General features: G+C 67.0%; 14 protein-coding genes. 6 read left to right on the top strand and 8 right to left on the bottom strand.

Annotation, left to right across the window (positions count from 1 at the left end; translation table 11 throughout):
• Positions 1–76: 76 nt before the first annotated feature.
• The gene (locus ACIOD2_RS46605; RefSeq protein ID WP_400552117.1) at positions 77–379 is read right to left on the bottom strand and encodes a hypothetical protein; all 303 of its coding nucleotides are present in this window, start codon (positions 377–379) and stop codon (positions 77–79) included.
• Between the two features lie 181 nt (positions 380–560).
• Here ACIOD2_RS46605 and ACIOD2_RS46610 point away from each other — a divergent pair, with 181 nt between their 5' ends.
• Positions 561–1,538, top strand: coding sequence for a hypothetical protein (locus tag ACIOD2_RS46610; RefSeq protein WP_400552118.1), 978 nt, complete (start codon positions 561–563; stop codon positions 1,536–1,538).
• Between the two features lie 243 nt (positions 1,539–1,781).
• On the opposite strand, the gene ACIOD2_RS46615 is transcribed toward ACIOD2_RS46610, so the two are convergent.
• Both ACIOD2_RS46615 and ACIOD2_RS46620 read right to left on the bottom strand, forming a co-directional pair.
• Positions 1,782–3,026: a hypothetical protein gene (locus ACIOD2_RS46615; RefSeq protein WP_400552119.1), complete on the bottom strand. Its 1,245-nt coding sequence runs from the start codon at positions 3,024–3,026 to the stop codon at positions 1,782–1,784.
• 923 nt (positions 3,027–3,949) lie between these two features.
• Positions 3,950–4,186 (bottom strand): hypothetical protein, encoded by a 237-nt coding sequence (locus ACIOD2_RS46620; protein WP_400552120.1) that lies wholly within the window; start codon positions 4,184–4,186, stop codon positions 3,950–3,952.
• Between the two features lie 262 nt (positions 4,187–4,448).
• Here ACIOD2_RS46620 and ACIOD2_RS46625 point away from each other — a divergent pair, with 262 nt between their 5' ends.
• Together ACIOD2_RS46625 and ACIOD2_RS46630 are read left to right on the top strand one after the other, a co-directional pair.
• Positions 4,449–7,772 (top strand): error-prone DNA polymerase, encoded by a 3,324-nt coding sequence (locus ACIOD2_RS46625; protein WP_400552448.1) that lies wholly within the window; start codon positions 4,449–4,451, stop codon positions 7,770–7,772.
• A gap of 563 nt (positions 7,773–8,335) precedes the next feature.
• A complete protein-coding gene (locus ACIOD2_RS46630; protein WP_400552121.1) occupies positions 8,336–8,914 on the top strand; it encodes a chitin binding peritrophin-A domain-containing protein in 579 nt (192 codons plus the stop codon).
• Positions 8,915–9,165: 251 nt separating this feature from the next.
• Here ACIOD2_RS46630 and ACIOD2_RS46635 read toward each other — a convergent pair whose 3' ends face one another.
• Positions 9,166–9,693 carry a hypothetical protein gene (locus ACIOD2_RS46635; protein ID WP_400552122.1) on the bottom strand — a complete coding sequence of 176 codons (528 nt, stop codon included), beginning with the start codon at positions 9,691–9,693 and terminating at the stop codon, positions 9,166–9,168.
• 2,027 nt (positions 9,694–11,720) lie between these two features.
• On the opposite strand from ACIOD2_RS46635, the gene ACIOD2_RS46640 reads away from it, so the two are divergent.
• The gene (locus ACIOD2_RS46640; protein ID WP_400552123.1) at positions 11,721–13,025 is read left to right on the top strand and encodes a salicylate synthase; all 1,305 of its coding nucleotides are present in this window, start codon (positions 11,721–11,723) and stop codon (positions 13,023–13,025) included.
• A 216-nt stretch (positions 13,026–13,241) separates the two neighbouring features.
• On the opposite strand, the gene ACIOD2_RS46645 is transcribed toward ACIOD2_RS46640, so the two are convergent.
• From ACIOD2_RS46645 to ACIOD2_RS46655, 3 genes are all read right to left on the bottom strand, one after another.
• Positions 13,242–15,635 carry a tyrosine-type recombinase/integrase gene (locus tag ACIOD2_RS46645; protein WP_400552124.1) on the bottom strand — a complete coding sequence of 798 codons (2,394 nt, stop codon included), beginning with the start codon at positions 15,633–15,635 and terminating at the stop codon, positions 13,242–13,244.
• Positions 15,632–16,813, bottom strand: coding sequence for a tyrosine-type recombinase/integrase (locus tag ACIOD2_RS46650; RefSeq protein WP_400552125.1), 1,182 nt, complete (start codon positions 16,811–16,813; stop codon positions 15,632–15,634). The genes ACIOD2_RS46645 and ACIOD2_RS46650 overlap by 4 nt, the downstream gene beginning before the upstream one ends.
• A gap of 561 nt (positions 16,814–17,374) precedes the next feature.
• Positions 17,375–17,875, bottom strand: coding sequence for a hypothetical protein (locus ACIOD2_RS46655; RefSeq protein WP_400552126.1), 501 nt, complete (start codon positions 17,873–17,875; stop codon positions 17,375–17,377).
• A 355-nt stretch (positions 17,876–18,230) separates the two neighbouring features.
• On the opposite strand from ACIOD2_RS46655, the gene ACIOD2_RS46660 reads away from it, so the two are divergent.
• Together ACIOD2_RS46660 and ACIOD2_RS46665 are read left to right on the top strand one after the other, a co-directional pair.
• Positions 18,231–21,050: a BTAD domain-containing putative transcriptional regulator gene (locus ACIOD2_RS46660; protein WP_400552128.1), complete on the top strand. Its 2,820-nt coding sequence runs from the start codon at positions 18,231–18,233 to the stop codon at positions 21,048–21,050.
• Between the two features lie 351 nt (positions 21,051–21,401).
• On the top strand, positions 21,402–22,097 hold the full coding sequence (locus ACIOD2_RS46665; RefSeq protein WP_400552450.1) for a GNAT family N-acetyltransferase: 696 nt from the start codon (positions 21,402–21,404) through the stop codon (positions 22,095–22,097).
• Here the strand turns inward: ACIOD2_RS46665 and ACIOD2_RS46670 are convergent.
• Positions 22,012–22,437, bottom strand: coding sequence for a hypothetical protein (locus tag ACIOD2_RS46670; RefSeq protein ID WP_400552459.1), 426 nt, complete (start codon positions 22,435–22,437; stop codon positions 22,012–22,014). The genes ACIOD2_RS46665 and ACIOD2_RS46670 overlap by 86 nt on opposite strands.
• Positions 22,438–22,645: the final 208 nt, after the last annotated feature.

Below are 22,645 nucleotides of genomic sequence, written 5' to 3' on the forward strand. Positions count from 1 at the left end.
TGGCGGACTCACAGGGGACAAATCCGGTGATCGAGGCCGGCAGCGATGTCAGGCTCGACGACCGGGTTTCGCCCGGTCAAGCCGGGATGAACGGCTTGTCGTACGGCGCGGCGTCACGGGCTGCGAGCACGTGCGCCGCCACTGGGCCGACCGGGAGGCGCAGCGGTACCTCTGCCCGCTCGACCAGCTCGGCGAGCGTCGCGGCGGCCTGCTCGGGGGTGATCATCATTGCCGCAGGGACACCGCCGCCGGCGAAGAGAGCCGCGTACGGGTCCTCCGGCAGCCGGTACGCGAGGATGTCGTCCAGCACACCCGAGCTCACCGGTCCGGGCTCGGCAATGGCGACGTCGATGCCGAAGCAGGCCGAGCCGGGGATCACCTCCGACGGTGACGGAGCGCGGGACTCGGCCTGCGCCCGAGGCCCTCGATTGAGCTACAGTGTGGGCCACGGACTGGCTTGGCGGTCGTGCCGCGGGGCTCCCGGACCTCTTCCTTCTGCTCACTGACGGTGCCGCGCTGAGTCGCGCGCCGTCGGTGGTCTGCGCGTTCAGGAGACGCCCTTGACCAGCTACAGCCTTCTGGCCTCCGGTACCCGCTTCACCGTGCTCGCCACCTGGGCCGGGGTGGACAACGACTACACCGTGAAGGTCACGACCGTCGACAACGGCGACCTCGCCCGTGACCTCGCTGTCTACCTCACCCACGTGTCCGAAGGGGCGTGGGATGCCGCGCCGTGGCTCGACACTTACCCGGTCATCGAAGCCGGCATCGCCGAACTCATCGACCATCTCCGAGGCCCTGACGCCGCCATCCCGCGGATCAACCTGTCCGGAGACGGCTACCGCCACCACGACCAGTGGAGCTTCTTCGATGTCGCCGAAACCATGCTGTACCTACCGGATGTACTGAGCCGACTCACCAGAGCTCAGCGCCTGACCGTCGCCGACGAACTGGAGAACGACGCCGCCGGCCGCGCTGAAATGCTCCGCACACTGCATATACGGCAGGACGCCGCTACGGACGCATCCCGCGCATGGCAGGCCCTCGAGGTCACCCGCGCACTGCATAACGGCCAGCTCGGCCCGCTGCCAGAAGGCGCTGCGGGATGGATGGTGCGGGCGTGGGGAAGCGAACTCGTCCTGGTTGACCGGTGGGCTGCACGCGACCGGCTCGCTCGCATCGAGCAACTGGTGGCGGCGTGCCAGAAGTTCGGAGGCCGAGCAACAGCCGAGCTGGACCCCGACCTGTGCGCGCATCTCGTCGTACCCCGCAGCAAATCGTCAACCGACAACGACGTCTTCTATGTGATGGTGCCCTCCGGACACGGCGGCTCCCACGACGAGCGCCCCACGGCTCCCATGACAATCAAGCACGTCCACCGCACCCATCACACAGTCGACATCGTCGCGGTCCTCGAACCCAACGACGACGACGGCTTCGCCAGGGCACTTGGCGACTGGACGCGACTGGTGACCTCGCCCAGCATGCTCAGGTCGGCTGCCGCAAGCACCTCGAGCCCGCAGGAGACGTCAGCCTAACGACCTCCAGGTCCGTGAGCTTGCCGCCGCCACCTCGGTCGGCGGCAAGCTACGGGCACCACGCCCCGACGCGTTGCGACGTTGCGCCCCGTTCCCTCTTTGAACTAAGACCTCAGCGATGGTCGCCATACGCGCGCACGCGACAGGCATTCAGCGTGCGGCGGCGAGCAGCGGATCTGCGTCGGCCAACGGCTGCAGGAGCGGCCGCGGGGCCAAGGGGCGTCGCTCTTCAGCCGGCGATGATCAAAACTCCATGTTGTCGAGCCTGGACTGGTGGTAGTCAGTGCGCTCGATGAGGCGGTCGAACCGGTTATTTCTTCGTGCAGCATCGACCTCGGAGCGGAACGCTTCGTCGAAGCGGACGTTGAGGTCCGACTCGATCCATTGCATCGCCTCGGGCAGTTTGCTTTTCAACCACGTGTCGATCTCGTTGAAGAGCTCGAACACGTCGGCGATATCCGTCTCGGTCGTCGGCAGTAGGGAGAACAGGGGGCTGTTGCGTACCTTCGTCAGTCCTACCGGGACGGCGGCGTTCACGCCGGGCGTGTGCAGGTAGATCGTCGCGCCGTGGCCTTTTTCGAATCCGCCGTGCGAGTACGGGTTACGCCATCTCTCGACGACTTCGGTCAGGCGCTGCCGGTACTTTCCGGCGTCGCCGTCGGTGCCGAGCAGACGCTCGAACTTCAAGCCCCATCGCCATCCGATGACCTCTGTAACGTTGTCCGTCGCCGGGTCGAATCCGCTGAACGGCAAGGCCAGGACAAGGTCATGTTCCAAGAGGCTGAGGTAGGCCGTGATCGCCGCGATCATGTCGTGGAACGCGTTCATCTGCATGCGCCTTGCACCACTGAAGAACGTGACTCCCGTGCCGCGACCTTCGTACTCGGTGACGGTGGTCTCATCCTCGATGAAGATCGGTTCGGAAGCCCGCTCCCGGAAGTACTCGTAAGCCTGCCGCAGGGCCGAGTGCTGGTTCACCACGGTTGCGTTCCCGGCACTCAGGATTTCGGGCGCGGCGTCCACGATTAGCTTCTCGACCACGCGCAGGGAAGACCGCAGCTGCTTGACGATCCGCTCCATCTTCCTGTGCGCTTCGTCGATCGGCGCCTCGGTTGCCAGCATCAGCCGGACACCGAACTTCTGATGCGCCAGCTCACACCGCTCGTCCTGATACAGGAAGTCGATCCACCAAGCGACTTTCTCCCCTGGGCCGTGCGCGGGCAATCCGACGAGCTTCAGCGCGTACTTGAGCAAGACCGGAACCGGAACCGTGTCCCGACTCACTCGGAACTGGTAGCCCGGTCCAGGAGCTTCGCGCACGTCGTCGGGGACAGGCAAGAAGTCACGTAAGGCCGTGCGCTTTAGGCGCTGACCTGCTTCGTCTTCTCCGGCAAGTGAATCCACCAGATAAGCATGCCCTCCTGAGCTGGAGCTGCCGAACGAAATAGCATCCGGGTGAGCAATAGCCACCTGAAGGTGCAGCGCCACGACCTCGGCTCATTGCGTGCGTTCCGCATGAATTCGACCCGCGGTCCGGCGACTGCGTTCATGTGTTCGCTTCCGTTGCGCCACGTGCCCGCTCACCCGACCGTGCGGAGGCGCAGGGTGCGGGTTTGATCTGCCCTGCTACATCCTGGCCGAGCCAACCAGCGCTGGATACCCCAGGGCCAGCACCTAAGGGCGAGTCACTTCATTCCTCGACATCGACCGACCTAATCGTCACCACTGCGCAGACCCACGAAATGCCGTGGGACAAGCCAGATAACCCTTGCCGGCCAGGATCTTGTGCCACAAACTTGTCGGGATGTCGACCTCGGCGGCGGACCGGCGGTCGGCCGCCGCGTCTGCGCGATGGGCCTCAGCTTGGCGCCGTGCCCGTCTGCGGCGGAACCACCACTCTGGGCTAGCTGATCGTGTTGCTCGGCGGACCCACAGTGCGCAAGCGCCGAGCTCATCAGCCCAGCCCGGACACGGATAGCGGCAGCACGCGTTCTGCGCCGCGCGTCCTCCACTGCCACCAGCGCCCGTCCCTGGTCTCCGCACCGCTGGTCTCGCCAGCGGCAGCACCGCCCCGACCAGCCGGTGCCTGTGCACGGGTCTGCAGCTCAAGGTCCTCCGTGCTCGCGCGTGCACTGTGAATCGTGATGTGCTGTGCGGCGATAGCGGAATCACCCAGAGCGGTCATTTAGCAACAGTCTCACGATGCGGCAACCGGGGGGACTCAGCGGCCGACACATTCTTGTTCGAGCCGGGTCGGGCAAGAGGAGTTCACGCACGCCCGTGGTGCCGCTCGACGGCGACCTGGCCGAGTCCGGCATCGGCACGGCCGGTCCGCTCGCACGAGCCCCCGCCGATCCGAACTCCACAACCGGCTCGCCGAGTACCCTGGAGCCCGCCGACTCCATGCGGAACTACTCCTCGCGTGGGACTTGCTCCCAGCTGTCTACGCCGCGGCGCAGGTCTGCTGCCGTGACGATCGTGAGCACCCGGTCGTTCTTGTCGAGGCGCGGAGCGAACGTGCCGTCGGCTCGTTGGTAGTGGACGGTCTCGCCGTCGGACAGGACATGCCAGCGATCACCCAGCTTGCTGCCCTTCGCGGCGTACGTCGTTGCATCCGTCAAGTCCGGTTTGTCCTCCGTGGCCGCCACTCGGCCTCCTCCTTCAGCTCACACCAAGGCCCTAAAGATCAGCCATTCGGCCTATCTCCGCACCGCATTCAACCATGAGCGTCTGCTCTACGCACGGAGCCTGTCTTGATCGCGTGTCACTAGTCTCACCTGGCGTTATCGGTGACCACGACGAGTTGACAGGACGACGTTCACGGCCCACGATCGGGACAGCTGTCGTTCTGGTGTTCGAACTGTTGTCGCTGACTTCCCACAGCGATCTGGCGTGGTGTGGGAGCTTGTCGTGGCGTTCAACAACCCGAACGTGCCCTGGTCCGAAGTCGAACGGGTCGCCTCCGGCCGTGCCCCCGTCATCGGAGACGGCAGCGACTCCCCCGCCTGGTCGCGCAAGCGCGACGGCTACACCGGCGCCCCGCCGGACCTACGCGACCGCCGCGGCCGCGACGACGGCGGCGAACGCCTCCGGGCGCCGTACGCGGAGCTGCATGTCCACTCCAACTTCAGCTTCCTCGACGGCGCTTCCCACCCCGAGACCCTCGTCGAGGAGGCCGCGCGGCTCGAACTCGACGCGCTCGTGCTCACCGACCACGACGGCATGTACGGCGCGGTCCGGTTCAACGACGCCGCCCGCGAACTCGGCGTCCGAGTCGGGTTCGGCGCCGAACTGTCCCTCGACCTGCCCGCCCCACAGGCCGGCCAGCCCGATCCCGCCGGGTCGCACCTGCTGGTGCTGGCCCGGCAGCAGGAGGGCTACCACCGACTCTGCCGCGTCATCTCCCACGCCCAGATCGCCGGCGGCGAGAAAAGCCGCCCCGTCTACAACCTCGAAGAGGTCATCGACGAGCTGGCCGGGCACGTCATCGTCCTCACCGGCTGCCGCAAAGGCCGCGTCCGCCGAGCACTCGCCCAGCACGGGCCGGCCGCGGCGCGGGCCGAGCTGGAGCGGCTGGTCGACTGGTTCGGACACTCCCACGTCGCCGTCGAGCTGATCAACCACCGCCAGCCCCTCGACGACGCAGCCAACGACATGCTCGACGAGCTGGCCCGCGAGCTGCGGTTGCCGACGGTGGTGTCGAACAACGTCCACTACGCCACCCCCGCCGACGCCCCAGTCGCCGACGCAGTGGCCGCGGTGCGGGCCCGTCGGTCGACCGAGGAGCTGGAGGGGTGGCGGCCACCTTCGGGGCAGGCGTTCCTGCGCTCGGGGATCGAACAGCAGCGCCGGTTCGAGCGCCGCTACCCCGGCGCCGTCGGCCGCGCCGCGGTCCTCGGCGTCGAGGTGGCGTTCGACCTGCAGCTCGTGGCACCGGATCTGCCGCCGTTCGACGTGCCGGCCGGCCACGACGAGATGTCCTTCCTGACCGAACTCACCTGGACCGGCGCCGCCACCCGCTACGGCACCCGCGCCGACTCGCCGAAAGCATATGCGCAGCTGGACCACGAGCTGGACGTGATCAAGACCCTCGACTTCCCCGGCTACTTCCTCGTCGTGTGGGACATCGTCCGGTTCTGCAAGGAAGCCAACATCCTCTGCCAAGGCCGCGGCTCCGCCGCGAACTCCGCGGTCTGCTACGCGCTCGGGATCTGCCACGCCGACCCGGTGAAGTGGAACCTGCTCTTCGAGCGGTTCCTGGCCCCGGAGCGGGACGGGCCGCCGGACATCGACATCGACATCGAGTCCGACCGGCGTGAAGAAGCGATCCAGTACGTCTACGAGAAACACGGCCGGTTCCATGCCGCGCAGGTCGCCAACGTCATCACCTACCGGGCGCCCTCGGCGGTGCGGGACGCGGCGAAGGCGCTCGGGCATTCGCCGGGCCAGCAGGACGCCTACGGCAAGCTCGTCGATCGCTGGGGCGGCGTCGCCGCCACGAAACAGCAAACGGCCGGGGAGATCCCCGCCGACGTGCTCGACCTGGCCGGACGGATCGAAGACTTCCCCCGCCACCTCGGCATCCACTCCGGCGGCATGGTGATCTCGAAGCAACCGGTCTCGGAGATCGTCCCGGTCGAGTGGGCGACCATGGCGGACCGGTCGATCTTGCAGTGGGACAAAGACGACTGCGCCACCGTCGGACTGGTCAAGTTCGACCTGCTCGGCCTCGGCATGCTCTCCGCGCTGCACTACATGATCGACCTCGTCGCGGAGCACCACGACACCATCGTGGACATCGGGAAGCTCGACCTCGCCGACCCGGCCGTCTACGACATGCTCTGCGAAGCCGACGCCGTGGGCGTGTTCCAGGTCGAGTCCCGCGCACAGCTGGCGACGCTGCCGCGCCTGCGGCCGAGAAAATTCTACGACCTCGTCGTCGAAGTCGCCCTCATCCGCCCCGGCCCCATCCAAGGCGGTTCGGTCCACCCCTACATCCGCCGCCGCCGCGGAGAGGAGGAATGGCAGCACGCCCACCCGCTGCTCGCCAGCAGCCTGGACCGCACGCTCGGGGTGCCGCTGTTTCAGGAGCAGGTCATGCAGATGGCCGTCGACGTCGCCTCCTTCACCGGCGCCGAAGCCGACCAGCTGCGCCGCGCCATGGGCGCGAAACGCTCAAGCGCGAAGATGAAGGCCCTGATGGCGCGGTTCTTCGACGGCTGCGCCGCCAACGGCCTCGACCGCGAACTGGCGACGCGGATCTTCGAACAGATCCACGCCTTCTCCGGCTACGGCTTCCCCGAAGCCCACTCGATGTCCTTCGCGTTGCTGGTCTACGCGTCGGCGTGGTTCAAGCTCTACTACCCGGCCGCGTTCTGCGCCGGCCTGCTGCGCGCCCAGCCGATGGGGTTCTACAGCCCGCAGACCTTGGTCGCCGACGCCCGCCGCCACGGCGTCCTCGTACGAGAACCGGACATCAACGCCAGCCTCGCCCACGCCACCCTCGAACCCGACCCCGACAGCACCGGCGGCGTCGCGCTGCGGCTCGGACTCGCGGCGGTCCGGCACCTCGGCGACGCCGTCGCCGAACAGATCGTCGCCGAGCGCCAGGCCCACGAGCCCTACACGAGCATCGGTGACCTCACCGGGCGTCTTCAGCTCAAGCGCTCCGCCGCCGAGGCCCTGGCCACGGCCGGCGCGTTCAGCAGCTTCGGCGGCGACCGCCGCCAGGACCTCTGGGCCGCCGGCACTGCCGCGACCACCCGCCCTGACCACCTCCCCGGGCTCGTCCCCGGTCTGGACGCGCCGGCCCTGCCGGGTATGACCCGGTTCGAGGTCACCGCCGCGGACCTGTGGGCCACCAGCGTCTCCCCGGACTCCCACCCCGTGCAGTACCTGCGCGATCTGCTGAAGCAGCGCGGCGCCATCACCGCCGCGGACCTCGCCAAGGTCGAGGACGGCACACGGGTGTGGGTCGGCGGCGCGGTCACCCACCGGCAACGACCCGCGACAGCCGGCGGGATCACGTTCCTCAACCTCGAGGACGAGACAGGCATGGCCAACGTCCTCGTCTCCCCCGGGCTCTTTCACCGGTTTAGGCAGACATTGCGGAACCCTGCCGTTATGGTGCGCGGCATCGTCCAGGTTGGCCAGGGCGCAGTCTCGGTTGTGGCTGATCAGATCGTTCCGCTCGATATCCGCGAACTCGCTCTGCCGTCCCGTGATTTCCGCTGAAGACGCATCGAATGCGGATACTGGCAGCCAGACTTCTACTGCTGGTTCATCGCAAAGGACCAGAGGCGGCGTAAGCAGCGCGCCAGATCGCCGGATTGTGTTTACTCGTCTCATGATGGGCGGATACGGGTACGTTCCCCGCCTCCGATGAAGTTCCCGGAGCGGCCCTGAGGCAAGGGAGGGCAATGCGGGGCTGCTCGTCGACGCCGACGATTCTGCTGGCCGTTGGCGTCGAGCAGATGACGGCATGAGTCGTGATCCGCGACACTACCTTGCGGTGCTCCGAGACCTCGGCCATGACCCAGCTCACCTGCTCGGGGCACGATCGGGAGTGTGAATAACTCGGTGGTCGCGACGGGCATCGAACTGCTCGCGCAGGCAGGCGTCACACCGTCCACTCGTACCCGATCTTCGCGGGCCCGAGGAGATGCGGAGCGGCTGACAGGCGATCGGGTAACACTTGCCGGAGACAGTTGCCCGGCTATGGCCGTGTCCGAACAAAGGACACTTGTGCTACCCGCAGCTCTGACTCAGAATCGACACTCGTGACTACCCGTAAAACTATGATCACTGTTGCGGCCTGTCTGGCCTTGACCGCGGCGGCTCTCACCGCCGCACCCCCGGCTGGCGCTGTAAGCAAGGCCGTTGCCCCGGCTCCCGACCCGTCCATCTGCAAGATGGCCGGCGGTTACTACCAGAATCACCTCGACCCGCAGTATTTCTATACCTGCGATCTGGCTTACCGGCCTACTCTCGCGAAATGCCCTGGGGACTTGTGGTTCAACGAGGACCCCGACGTCGTGGTCTGTGACCTTCCCGAGAACGTCCGCGCCTACGGCACCGGCGGCACGGTCGCCACCCAGCAGGCACGGCTGCGGAAACTACCCCTCAAGGTCATAGGCCTCTCGGCAACCCTCAACCCCGGGATCGTCGGGGAAAAGGTCACCTTCACCTCGTACGGGAACGTCACGCTCTGCACGGCCACCGCCGTCGCGATCTCTCGTGACAAGGCCACCGCGACCTGTGACAGCCAGGGAGCGTTGGGCGACCTCGGCGCCACGCTCGACGGACTCCTGCGCGGCTACAAGGTCACCGTCGCGAACGACCCACGCACTGCCACCGGCACCATCGCCCTGCTCTGACCCTCCCGGCGCCGGAGGCACACGCGGACCCCACACCGGGTCGCCCGTAGGCACGCCCACTCAGCCGTCACCTTCCGACATGGCCCGGGCCCATACGACAGGGTGTCGTATGGGCCCGGGCCCGCAGCAGGAATCACGTGTCGGTCCGCGGCGGTGGGCCGGGACGTGAGTCCCGCCCTGATGACATGGCCGTCGCGGGGTCCGTGTCCTCGGGCACCGGGCCGGATACAGCGCGGCACCCACCGCGACGGTCAGGCTGTTCGGGTGAAGGTGAACGGTTTCTTGTCGGGCCCGGTGCCGGTCAGCTTCCGCGCGACACCGGCAGCATCGAACTCGGTGGTCATGTCGGTGATGACCACCACGATCCCGGCGTCGTCGCTCGGCTTTCCAGACCGCAGCCGGCCGGGTAAGCGGGGTTCGGAGGACAAGAATGTGGCGAGCAGGGACTCGTCGTCGATCAGCCGCACGTGCACCGTGCTGGTTCCCGAATCGTCGGCGCTCACCGCGTAGGCGCCCCAGCCGGTGCTGTCGGAGACTCCGAACTGGTTGGCGTGGGTGACCATGGTGGCTTGTCCGTCGATATGCAGGGTGAGTTCGTCCCAGGACGTCCGGCTGCGGCGTTCGGTCTGGTACTGGCCCGCGTAGGGGGCCAGCGCGGAGCCCTCTTTCGGGAGTCCTTCACTGCCGGAGGCTAGTTGGTAGGCCGCGACGATGGGGTCGATACGTTGATCCACCAGGGTCTTGACGCGGGCGGGATCGACTCGCGTGGCTACGGGCACGGCACCTTCTCCAGATCGGTCGGTCAGCACGAACGGGTCGCGATGTCCGCACGTCGACTTCTGTTGCGACGTCAGGCGAACACGGCGACGATCATGATGAGGCAATGTGCTTCCTGGCCGCGTCGGCCAGTCGGGGGCTCGCCGTCACCCACCCAGGCACGGTCACGATCGCTGTCGGTTAGACAGCTGAGGAGACAGCGGTTGAGAATCAGTTCCGCCCAGCCGACTGGTATCGCGCGAGCACCAGGCCGTGCCCCCGGTACGCTAGCAGTCTGCTCTGGTGCCGGCGCGGTCCGCTGTTTCGGAAAGGTCGCGGCCACTTCCGCGGCCAAGGCCGCGTCGAGCCGTGCCGCGTTGGCGGCATTGGAACCGGGTTTCGATAAATTACCGCCCGGCAGGCTCGGCCGTTGTCTATGCGGCGGACACTGTGAGCATTCTGGAGAGGCTCGCCGAGGATGTATCAGTACGCAGCTCAGGTAGACGCGTCGCAAGACAGCCCACGGGCGCCAGCCACCTGTGCCAGAAGGAGCCTGGGAGAGTGACTGGCTAACACCGCGATCAGATTCCCTGCAACCCTCGGGCAACGGGTCTTTGTTGCTCACGTTCCGTCGGCCAGGCTGCGACCTACATGCCTGAGCCCGCGATATCATTCCTTCGAGTGATGTCAAGCAGAGGTCGATCTGTCTCGTACTCGACAGCTGCTACTGATAAAGCATGACACAACAGCAATTCCGTGTTCCTGGGACGCTCGGGCTTCGGACCGCGGGGGTTTGCCTGGGTGCTGCAGTCCTTGCGACTGTCGGGTTGGTTCCCATGGTCACAGCGACGCAGGCGCAGGCGGCGGGGGGCAGCAGCGTCTTCAGCAGTCCTGGGAGCTCGACCTTCACGGTGCCGAAAGGCGTCGGGAAGATCATGACCTATGTCGTAGCAGCCGGTGCTGGCGGAGGTGGCGGCGGAGGAGGTGGCGGCGGAGGAACCGCCGCCGGTGGCCCCGGCGGCGCCGGCGGCGGAGGAGGTGGCGCCACGGTCGTCCAGTGTCCGCTGTATGTCGAGGGTGGCGACGTCCTGCGGATCGACGTGGCCCGGGGCGGCGCGGCAGGCCGGGGAGGCTCCGGCGGCGACGGCGGAGGGAAGAACGGGTCGGCCGGTTCCGCGGGCGGCTCCGGGTCGGAGGGAACGCAGTCCGGAATCACCCGCAAGGCCGGTGACCACCTCGTCGTCAGGGCCACCGGCGGAGTCCGCGGCCAAGGTGGCTCCGGCGGAGCCGGTGGCACTGTTGTCCCGGGCTCGCGAGGTTCGATGGGCGAGGGAGGCCTGCCCGGTGCGCGTGAAACCGGCACTGAGGGCCTGGTCGGTGCCGGTTGCGCGTCCGGCATCTCCAGCGGCCGGATCACGTTCGGCAGCGCAGGCGGGCCGGGCACCCTGTTTCTCTCTGGAGCAGGCGGTGAGGTGGCCACGGGTGTCCCGGCGGCCTGCCCGGCCGGCACAGGTGCCGGCGGGCGCGGCGGCGTCCTGGGGTCCGGTGGAGAAGCCCGCTCCCAGCGATCGGACGGGCTCCCGGGCGAGACCGGGAAATCTGGCAGTAACGGCTGCGTCGTGATCACCTGGTGATATCTGGTAATAGAAGCGCGCAGATCGTTCAGCCTCCGGAGGATAGGTAGCTCTGGGGAGTCTGCGGTCCAGGGCCGCAGACTCCCCAGCCTGGGTCATCTCGTACGCCACCGGGGCGACGACCAAGCCGGCGATTCCTCGCCTGCGATCACAACACGTGCCCGTGGCAGCCCTGCCTCTTGCCCGGCCTCTCCGCGCCGCGGACCCGCCCGGGGCTGCTGAGCCGCACGCCGGCCACCGTTAACCTGTATGCGCCGCAGGCGGCTGCGATTTCGTTCGAATGGCGGTCTGACACAACCACACCCCTTCGCTACTTTAGGCGCATGGTCGTTCACCTAGAGTGCACCTCTGGCGAAAGTTCTGATCATCGTTATGTCACGGCAAAGGTCAAGATCGGAAGCGACCCGTGTCACGTCATGACCAGGCTCGCCGCAGCGGTGGAACCCGCTGACTACGTCGTCTACGAAAAACCGCCAATGTGGACTTTCGCCGCCGGCAGCATCGCCGAGATCATCGTTACCCGCTGCCATTCGGTGTTGCTGGACTCCAGCGGCGAGCACATCGTCGCTCGTGATCCTCGCCCCCTCGGCGAGATCCCAGCGTTGCTCGATCGGGTGAATGTGTCAGATTGGTGTGCGTACGGTATCGCCGCCTTTGACCTCTGCCATGGTGACGCCCAAGGAAACGCGGCTGCCGACGACGCAATCCTGATGCACCTGATCATCCCCAGCGTCGAGGTCCGACTGATCGACGGATGGGCCACCGTTCGCGGTGTCAGCCAGGATGAGGTCCGGCGGCTGACCGACATCGCGCGTATCCCGGTGCCGCCACCGCGTCACCAAGGCACACCTATCGATGTCACGCGGGAGGACGGCACCGACTACCGGAAGGCGGTAGCCGATGTCATCGACGAGATCCACGCTCGCGAACTGCACAAGGTCGTCTTGTCCCGATCCGTGACGATCGATGGCGACGTCGATGTTCCCGCAACTTTCCTGCTCGGTCGCCGTCACAACAACCCTGCCCGGTCATTCATGACCAATCTCGACGGCGTGCGGGCCGCCGGGTACAGCCCGGAGATCATCGCGGAGGTGTCCCCCGACGGTCTGGTTCTGACGCAGCCGCTGGCCGGTACCCGAGCTTTCGTCGCGGGTGACACCACGCAGAACGACCGGCTCCAGGCCGAACTGCTTCAAGATTCGAAGGAGGTGTTCGAGCACGCTGTCGCAGTCCGCAATTCCTGCCATGACATGGCCGCCGTCTGTACACCTGAGTCGATTGCCGTTCAGGACTTCATGACTGTGCAACGGCGAGGAAGCTTGCAGCACCTCGGGTCTATCGTGAAAGGGACCCTTGCTCTCGAACAGGGCCCTTGGGACGCGTTCATCGCATTGCTTCCGACATTGATCGGCAGGCCACGACCAGAGGCCTATGCATTGATCCAGGAGTACGAAACCACTCCGCGTGGACTTTACGGCGGTGCAGTACTGGCAATCGACTCTCACGGTGGACTTGATGCCGCACTGGTAATCCGCGCTCTCTTCCAGGAGGGTGGCCGAACCTGGCTGCGCGCCGGAGCGGGAATTGTTCCAGAATCATCTCCTGGGCGGGAGTTCGAAGAAACTTGCGAGAAGCTGCGCAGCGTGTCGCCACACATCGTGGTCACGGCCACCGTCAGCGAATCCGGATCATCGGGGAATCCGGGACAGCACGAAACGTAGATCCGGCAACCAATCCACGTGAACCGCATGCTACCTGCTTGACGCTGCCTTTCGACTTGCGGCTCCAGGCAGTCAATGCCAGATACGGCCTGGAGGAGCCCGCTATCACTGTCGCTACCAAGATCGACATGTTTCGCTCAGCGATAGCTGACGACGTGGCAGCTCACTCCCGAACGGGTGCCAGCGACCTTGGCTACGCCGCTTGAGTGGCCGTCGTCATGACCGCAGGACAGGCATCCCGATGCTGACCGGCCCGCCGTCGCGGGCGCGCGCGATCGTGCGATCGAGGTCGACGAGCTTGGCGGTCGCCGCGTGCAGGCTGACAGTGAGGCCGTCTACTTCCCCCAGCCAGCCGTTCATCCGGGCTTCGTTGATGCGGCACCCGAGGTTGCGCACGATCTCTGCCAGCCGCTCACGCTGACGTGGATCAACGCGCAGCACGGGACAGCGGATGCAGGCGTGCTCGTGCTGGCACGGGGTCCCGTACGGGCGGCCGCAGGTGCCGAGCTCGAGCTTGCGGGTCTGGAAATGCTGCTGGAACTCGCTCCACTCCTCCTCGGTCGGCGAGCGATACTCCTCGGTCGGGCGGATCGCACGGCGCTGCGCAAGGAACGCCCGATAGGTGCGGACCAGGTCATCCTGGAACACCGCGACGTAGGCCTGGGTGGTGTCGAGCGAGGCGTGGCCGAGCAGCCGCGCGGCGATGTGCACCGGGAGGCCATTGGCCACGGCCTCGGTGGCGAACATACGGCGGAAGTCGTGCGGGGTGAAGGCCAACGGATCGCCACGGCTGTCGCGCAGCCCGGTCATCGCGAGCGTCCGGTTGATCAGCATGCGGATGCCGCCGTCGCTGATCACGACTTGCCGGCTGCCCCGCTGCCGCTGAAACAGGTGCGGCAGCGGCGGGCCGACCTCACGCTCGTAGCGGTCGTAGCGTGGGACTGACGGCACGACGCCGCCGTTCTGGTCACGCAGCCGGGTCACGATCGTGGCCAGCACGCTCGCCAACTCGGGGCTGACCAGCAGCAGCCGCTCTTCGTTGTTCTTCGACGGGATCACCTGCAGCAGCGGGATCAGCTCGTTGCTCTCGGGCAGGCGGTAGGACACGATCGCCAGCTGGGTCAGTTCGAGCAGTTCCTCCACGCGCAGCCCGGTGTGTCGGAGCGTCTCGATCGCGGCCCACGCCCAGAACCGTTCGTTTTCGCGGGCCGTGATGTTCTCGTCCTCGACGCCGAGGACGTCGCGCAGGTGGACGTTCCCGGCGCCGCGGTCGTTTGCCGATGTCCGCTGTGCCGCGTTCATTCGGGTTCGGCGGTACTGGCGGCCAGCGAACTCGAACTCGTCACCATGGGCGTGCTGCTGAGCGGCGGTGAGCAGGCCGGCCGCGTCGGCATGCAGCCGGTGGGCGGTGTCAGCCAGCAGCAGCAGGTGCGGAAGCCGTTCCCGGATGCGCTGGTGCATCCGGGAACGGGCCGCGCGTTGTTCCTTGGCGAAGCCGTGGCAGTCGTTGCGGCGAACCGGGCTGGGAACGGCCCACTCTGCCCAGTTCGCGTCCTCGACCGCCCAGCGTTGGATGTCAAGGTAGAAGGTGCGTACCCGGGTGAAGATGGCCAGCACGTCGGTGCGCGGGCGACGGGTTCCGTCGGTCTGTACGACGATGCGGGCGCGCTCACGCCACGCTGCCGCTTGCTCGGCCGACAGCTGCAGGGTGTTGATCCCGGGGTGGTGGCGTTCCAGGTCGGACCAGAACACCCCGGTGAGAATCGCAACGTCGCCGCGAAAGGAGTTGTAGTCAACAGCCGGCCGACGCGCGTCGAGGTAGCGGATCAGGACGTCCCGGACCCGTGGAGCCGCGATCTCGTAGTCGTCGACGAGATCGGCGGTGGGGCGCTGACCGAGCAGCACAGCGTGGCGGAGGCGGCTGTTGACGGGTGTGACACCGACCGCGGACAGCAGTTCCCAGGCCAGGTTCAGGCCATCGGTGGGTCTCGACGAGGCGCGCGGATGGTGCATCGCCCAGCCGTACATTTCCAGGACATCGTCGGGAGTCAGCAGACTCGGGCCGCGGCCGGTGTGCAGGACAATCTTGCTAATCGCCTTCATCGCCTGGGACCGGTGCTTGTCGTTGATGCCGCGGGCGTCCGCGGCTGCGGCCAGGGCGGCGAACTGGTCCGGCTCATGGATCATCCGGGTGTGCTTAAACAGCTTGCATGCGCGGAACGCGAGCAGGACGTCGTAGCTGGGCAGGATCACCTGGCCCAGGAACAGGTGGCCGATCGCCCGCACCCGCGGATCCCGCACCGCACGCGTGAACGGGCGCAGATCGGTCACCGTGGTGAGCCAGTCCAGCCCCCGGTCAGCGCCGGCGCTGACCCAGCGTTCCTGCCAGCCTGCGCCGGGGTGGGTCGCCAGCCACTCCAGCAGTCGGCGCAGCTCATTCAGCGTCGCCGAGTTCTCCTTCAACCCTGCGCGCCACACCGGTGACTGAGCCGGGATCCGCATGACCTGGTCGACGGTAAACGCATCGCCGCGGCCGGCACGCGGCCGCTCGAGCAGGTGGGCGAAGTCGACCATCCAGTACTTCTTGCGCGCCCGGATTGCGAGAGTCACGAGACGGTTCCTCCGAACAGGACAGCCAGGTCCTCGGCGTCATACGGCGCCGCCACCGTCGGCGGTCCCTGCGGTCGCTGCGCCCGGGCGGCCAGATGGTCGGCAACGCGGCGGATCACCTGCACCTCGTCCTCCACCAGGTAGACCTCCGCGGTCGTACTCAGGTGCGCGTGGCCGAGAATCGTCTGCAAGTCCCGCATCGACAGCCCGGGGTCGCGCGACATCCGGATCGCTGCGGTATGCCGCAGGTCGTGCAACGTCCAGTTCGTACCCAGCACGGCATTGAGCCGCCGGAACACTCCGCGCAACGCTTCATAGTTCAACGGCTGCCGCTGAAGCCCACCGCCGCGGTCGCGGCGACGTACTGTCTGCCACAACGGATCCCGCGGCTCGAAGGTCCCGAGCTCAGCGACGTACAACCGCAACCACACAAACGCCTCCGGGCTGGCCGGCAGCCACTGCTCGGCGCGGGTGCCCTTCCGCACCACGCGGATTAGCTGTTCACCCCAGTCCAGATCGACGCCGGACATTCCCAGCAGTTCGCTCGGCCGGGCTGCGCTGCTCACCCCGGCCGCGACGATCGCCCGGTCTCGGTTGGACCGCAGGGCACCGAATACCGCGTTCCACTGCTCATCCGGCATCGCCCGAGGAGCACGCTTCGGCAGACGCGGGTTGTAGCGGATTGTTCCCGCAGTCTCGGTGCGTTCTCCTGCCGCGCCGGGCGGTGGCCGCTGCCAGCCGCGACGCGGGTTGACCGGCATCGGATTGAGCAGTGGGCCCTCTCCCGTGTCGATCCAGAACTCGTAGAAGCTGCGGATCACCGCGTTGCTGTGCCGGATCGTGCGAGCCCGGTATCGATCATCCAAGGAGGACTTGCGAGTGATCAGGTTGACGGCGCCGGCCGTCGCGGCAGACACCGTCCGCGGGTGGTTCCGCGGTTTCACCGCAGCTTTCAGCCACAACACGAACCCGCGAGTCTCCGCCGAGGTCGCTCGGTCCCACGCGACCTCGACAACCACCAGCCAACGCCACCAGGGGAGCAGGTCGTAGGCGTAACTGCGCACACTACTCGGCTGGGTTCGACGGGCCGCGAAGTCCGACAGGTAGACCTCGATCGGCCGCACCGCCGCGCTGTCCGGCCCGACCACCATCCACGGCACCGTCGACCAGGGCACCACGCGACCCCACCTTGGCAACCGAACCGGCTCGATCGCCTGCGTACCCGCTGCGCACATGCAGTCCTCCAATCACTGGCTGCGCGCAGTCTCAAGCCAGGTGTCCAGTGACTTGCGGTTTCAGGGCGGCGTGTCGCTCCTTAGTCCGGTCAACAGTGTGGCAACGCAACCGGCTCGTCGACCGAGCCAGTACGGCTCTGCTCATCCGCGGACGGGTCCAGGCCGCCGAAGGCGTCGTCACCCTCGTCGCCGACCGAATCGAAGCGCTCGACCTGTCCATGGTGACCGCACCCTCACGCGACTTCCGATGACGCCAACCAGCCGCTGTAGGGTCCCAAATTTGATGGCACAACCCCGTCGAACTGCACAACGGCGACCTCAAACACCACGTCACCGCAACCACAACCCCACGATCCAGGACCGAACCGGCCGGCGGCGCACGCACCCACCGACGCCGCCAGAACCAGCCCGGCCGTGTCAAAGCCTTCTTCCGAAGGGCACCCGTCCGCTACGCCGCGGACCGGTAACGCCACATTTGCCTTACGGATTCATAGTGGCGCTGGATTACGGTTTCTCGCAGCCAGGGTCGGTGGCCGGCAACGCCCTCGCGTCGAAACCAGCGAAGCCGTCACTGAGTATCCACTGCTTCCCGTTTGGTCCACCATCAAGGATCTGAGGGTCCGCCAGACCTGACGGAGGCGGGGGGTTCTGCTCGGTCCCGTAGAGCCAGCCGCGAAGTCTCACACAGTATCCCGGCCCGACGTAAAGCCCTGCCGTGTGCGCGTAGCCCGAAAAGCGCCCGGCTGGAATCAGGTCGTCGTACTGACCGGGATGTTTGTAGGCATTGTCGAACACCTCGATGGCACCGATGCCGATCGTGCCTGTATTGCGAACTTCGTTGGCCGTGGGGGACGCCGACGCGGCAGACGTCAGACCGGTCAGGAGCGCGGCCGTCAGGACGGCCACGGATACCCATTTCATCTTTTGTATTCCCTCTTTCGTGTTTCGCGGTTTCCTGCTGGATTTTCGGTGAACCACATCGCGATCAAGCTCGGGGTCAGTCATCGGAGCCCTGCATTCGCGACGGCGCTGCTGCACCGACCGCCCCTGCATGGCCAGACCGACGCTTCGGCGGAGCCGATCGCCGGCGTCAGCGAGCCCATCAGCGTGAGCGCAGCGACGCCGGCCAAGCCACTCGTGTCACTTGTTCTTCGTGTCGCCCATCGGATTCCTCCCCCCTGTCCTACGGATCGCTGGTGACCGGGCGTGTTCTTCTCCGGTATCAGGTGCATCTCCCGGTCGCGACCTCCCGAACATCGTGCGCGGCGGCCGCTGGACGATGTTTGAGAGATCGTTGAATTCGCTGCTCAAGCGCCTAAACTCGAGTGCGGGGAAGCAGTCGGATTCTGCGGGGGGTCTGATGACAGTCGAGTTTCGGTTGCTCGGGGACGTAGAAGTGCTCGTGGACGGGGAATGGCTCGACGTCGGTCACGCCCGGCAGCGGGACGTGCTGGTGGCATTGCTGGTCGACGCGAACCGAACAGTGACGGTCGCGCAGTTGATCGATCGTGTCTGGGGATCTCTGCCACCACATCGTGCGCGCGGCACGCTCTCGTCGTACCTCACCCGGCTGCGGCAGGTGCTCTCGCGCGCCGCCGAGGAGGTCGTCATCACTCGACGGCCAGCCGGCTACGTGCTGACGACCGCCCCGGAGTCGGTCGACCTGCACCGGTTCCGGCTGCTGCTCGCCGAGGCTCACGACGCCGCGGACGAGCGAGCGGCCTCGTTGCTGGACCAGGCGCTGCGACTGTGGCGAGGTGAGGCGTTCGCGGACCTGGACCTGCCCTGGCTCATCGAACTTCGTGGCGAGCTGAGCCGGGAACGGCTGGGCGCCGAGCTCGATCGCAATGACCTGCGCCTGCGGCTCGGCCAGCACGCGCGCATTCTGCCCGAGCTCGCCGCACGAGCCCGGGAACATCCGCTCGAGGAGCGGCTGACTAGTCAGCTGATGCTCGCGCTCGCCCGATCCGGGCGCAGCGCCGAAGCGCTGCGGGTGTTCGACGCGGCCCGTCGCATCGTGATCGACGAGCTGGGCGTCGACCCGAGCCCGCAGCTGAGCCTGCTGCACGGGCGGATCCTGCGATCGGACCCCGAGCTCACCGCTTCAGCCGAGCTGCAGGGCGAAGGCCCCGTCGGGCGCAACTCCCTCCCCCGGGACATCACGGACTTCACCGGGTGCGAGACGGAGATGGCCCGGCTGCTCGAGGCATTGCCCAGCACAACAACCGGCGATGGTGGCCCCACCACGGCTGCGGTGATCCTCGCGATCGACGGCATGGCCGGAGTCGGCAAGACCAGCCTCGCCGTACACCTCGCTCATCACGTGGCAGACCGCTACCCCGATGCCCAGCTGTTGATCGATCTGCACGGACACACCCAACGGGACGCGATCGACCCGATGACCGCACTCGACGTGCTGCTCCGCGAGATCGGCGTACCGGGCGGGCAGATTCCCAACCGGCTGACGGACCGGGCTGCGCGGTGGCGCGCGGAGATGGTCCATCGCGCCGCTCTCGTGGTACTGGACAACGCCGCCGGCACGGCCCAGGTCCAGCCGTTGCTGGTGGGTGGCGCCCGATGCCTGACGCTGGTCACCAGCAGGCGGCGGCTGGTGGACTTGGACGTAACCCGGAGCCTGTCGCTCGGTGTGCTGCCGCGCTCCGATGGCGTCGACCTGTTCAACCGCATCGTCGATGACGACCGGAGCAATGCGGATCCCCGTGGGGCCGACGAGGTCGTTGCACAATGCGGCGACCTGCCGCTGGCGATCCGGGTGGCAGCCGCGCGCCTGCGTAGCCGGCCCGCGTGGACCATTCGCCACTTGGCCGACAGGTTGCGCGACCGGCGGCGCGGACTCGACGAGCTCACCGCGGGAGACCGCAGCGTCGCTGCGGCGTTCGCACTGTCCTATCAGGACCTCAGTGAGCCCCGGCAACGCATGTTCCGCTGTCTCGGGCTCCACCCTGGCCCGGACATCGACGTCTTCGCCGCTGCGGCACTGGTCGAGGCCGACGCCGAGGCGGCCGAACGGGCGTTGGAGGAGCTGCTCGACGTCCATCTGCTCCAGCAACCCCGTCCCGGCCGGTACCGGCTGCACGACCTGCTCCGCATCCACGCTCGCACCACCGCGGACGACGTCGACACCGCCGCGGATCGGGAGGCCGCGCTGCGACGGCTGGTCGGCTACTACACCCTGGCCGCCCTCGTCGCCAACCAGCGCTTGGACCCGGACCGCCCGCTGATCCGTTTCCAGACCCCCACGGCCACCTACTCCATCCCGGCGCCGGCCGACCAGGCGGCGGCGCTCGCGTGGTTCGACGCCGAACGTCACAACCTGCTGACCGTCCAGCAGCTCGCCGCCGAGCGGCAGTGGCACACCTGCGTATGGCAGCTTGCGTGGACGCTGCATTCGTACCAGCACCGGCGCGGCCATCTCGACGACAACCTGGCGGTGTGGCGGCTCGGCCAGGCGGCGACCGTCGAGCTGCGTGACCTCGCCGGCCGGTGTCTGGCCGAGCGCTACCTCGGAAGCGCCAACGCCCGCCTGGGACGGCACGCCGATGCCGTGCGTCATCTGCAGCACGCCCTTACGCTCGCCGAAGAAACACAAGAGTTGCGTCCGCAGGCCCACACCCAAAGCTCCCTGAGCTGGGCATGGGCCCAGGAAGGGGACCACAAACAGGCCCTCGAACACGGCCTCGCCGCGTTACGGATTGTCCAGCAGCTGGACAATCCGAGCTGGGAGGCGCTCGCACTCAACGCCGTCGGCTGGTGCGAGGCGCAGCTGGGCTGGTACGAACAGGCCCTCCAGCACTGCGACGCCGCACTGGCCCTAGCCCGCCGACACGGCATCCAAGACGTCGTGGCCCCCTCGCTCGACAGCCTCGGCTACATCGCCGACCGCACCGGCGAACACACCCGAGCACTGAGCTCCTACAGGCAAGCCATCACCGGCTTCCGCGAGCTGGGCAACGCCTACGAAGAGGCGAACAGCTTGGCACGACTCGCTGAAACCCACCGCGCCCTCGGCCACGCCGCTGAGGCGCGCCGCACCTGGCACGCCGCCCTACAGCTGTACGACGCCCAACACCGCACCGCCGACGCCGAACGCATGTGCAACCAGCTCGCGACAACAGCCGCCCCACGCGCCGCCGACGACGATGGAAGGGGGCAACCCTGAGCACGCCCAGCTACTCTGGGACTTTCTCCCGGAGCGAGGACACTTGAGGAAGTGTCATGGCATGTGAGACTGATCATGGTGATGTCACCGTGAGACAGCCCAGACACCTACAGGTCATCGGACACCCACATGTCATCAGCGGCGGGACCCTACAGTCGGCGGTCCGCGCTCCGGCGCCCGCGGCGAGTACGGCGACCTCCTGCCCATCCGCCCCGCCGCTGGCGTCCCCGTGCAGTGCTCGCGCGGGGAGTACCTGACTCACTACGGCATGACCCGCACCTACAGTCACCGGTACCGGTTGCACGGCACCCTCTGCTTCTGGGCCTGGTTCGAACGTGACCGTTGACCACGATGAAGGGCGGCGGGCACAGCCCGGGCACCGACAGCGGGCTGCCGGTCCGCCCCGCAGGTACGCACGCGCGGTGCCTGAACCGCAAGCATCACCTGGCGGTGAGCGGACAGACCGTCAGCTACGACCACTCGCTCAGGCCGCACACCACCAGCTGCAACTCCTGCCTGGAAGCCCACGCGGACCGGGCAACGTGGCTCGAACTCGACCTCCGACTCACCCACCAGCCACCCGATGACTGGGCCGGACTCGTCGTCCGGGCCCGGCCATCGAGCCAGCCAGCGGCGATCGGTGAGGTCGTCATCGAACTGCACGGCCAGAGCGTCGGGATCCTTGGCGTGGCGATGTGCGCGGTCGACCAGCGCGGCTTCATCACCCGAATCCAGGTCAACCCGTCGTACCGCCTTCGCCGATTCGGCACTGCGCTGGTCCTCGCAGCGCTCAACCACCGCCCCAGCTACCGCTGGGCCACCACCGACACCGGCACGTCGGCCACCGCGCGCATTCTGGACCGCGCAGCACCTGCCCGAGAACATGCAGCTCGGCAATCCCGTCTACTGCTCACATATGAAACAAGCTTAAGGAATCACTTGTACATGTTTGCGAACCTAGTTAGGGCCCGTCTGTGCACTGGAGGTCGCCGTACCAACAGTTGTTGGACGCTTTGTTCCCGTGTTCCACGTCGGTCAGTTCAATGATCACGGTCTGGATCCCGCCCGGCGTGTCCGTCGAGATCGATTTGGCCGACCATGCCCCGTCGCGCCCGCATTCCTTATATTTAGGGGACTTCGCTACCAGATTGTTGTTCTGGTAGCCGCCGTAGACCACGTACACACACTCACCGGCCCTGACGTAAAAGTCCTGGGGGCTGAAGGTAACCGTCCTCAAGGAGGCCGACCAGTTCATGTCCCCGTGAAGCCTGCCGACCAAGGTGCCGGAACTGTGGTAAACCTCCACCCAGGGGCCAGGCGGAAACTTCATAGTCGCCGAGGCGGTCGGCGCCACGGCGAGAAAGGCGGCTGCTGCGGTCGCGGCCACGGCTGCAACAGCCTTGACTCGCCTGAATCGGCCTGCCGTGCCCGCTACACCCCGGCGTCGGCCGCGTGTATTGCCCATTCTCGATCCCCTCTCGTCACCGCGAATACAGCCAGCGGCATTCTAGCAGCGGATATTGCGGTTGCTCTACATTTACAGAAAGCGGCTGACCAGAGGCCTTCACCAGCGTGATCAGCAGCCAGTTGCCGCC

The organism is Amycolatopsis sp. NPDC088138 (assembly GCF_044741685.1).
Taxonomy (GTDB): Bacteria; Actinomycetota; Actinomycetes; order Mycobacteriales; family Pseudonocardiaceae; genus Amycolatopsis.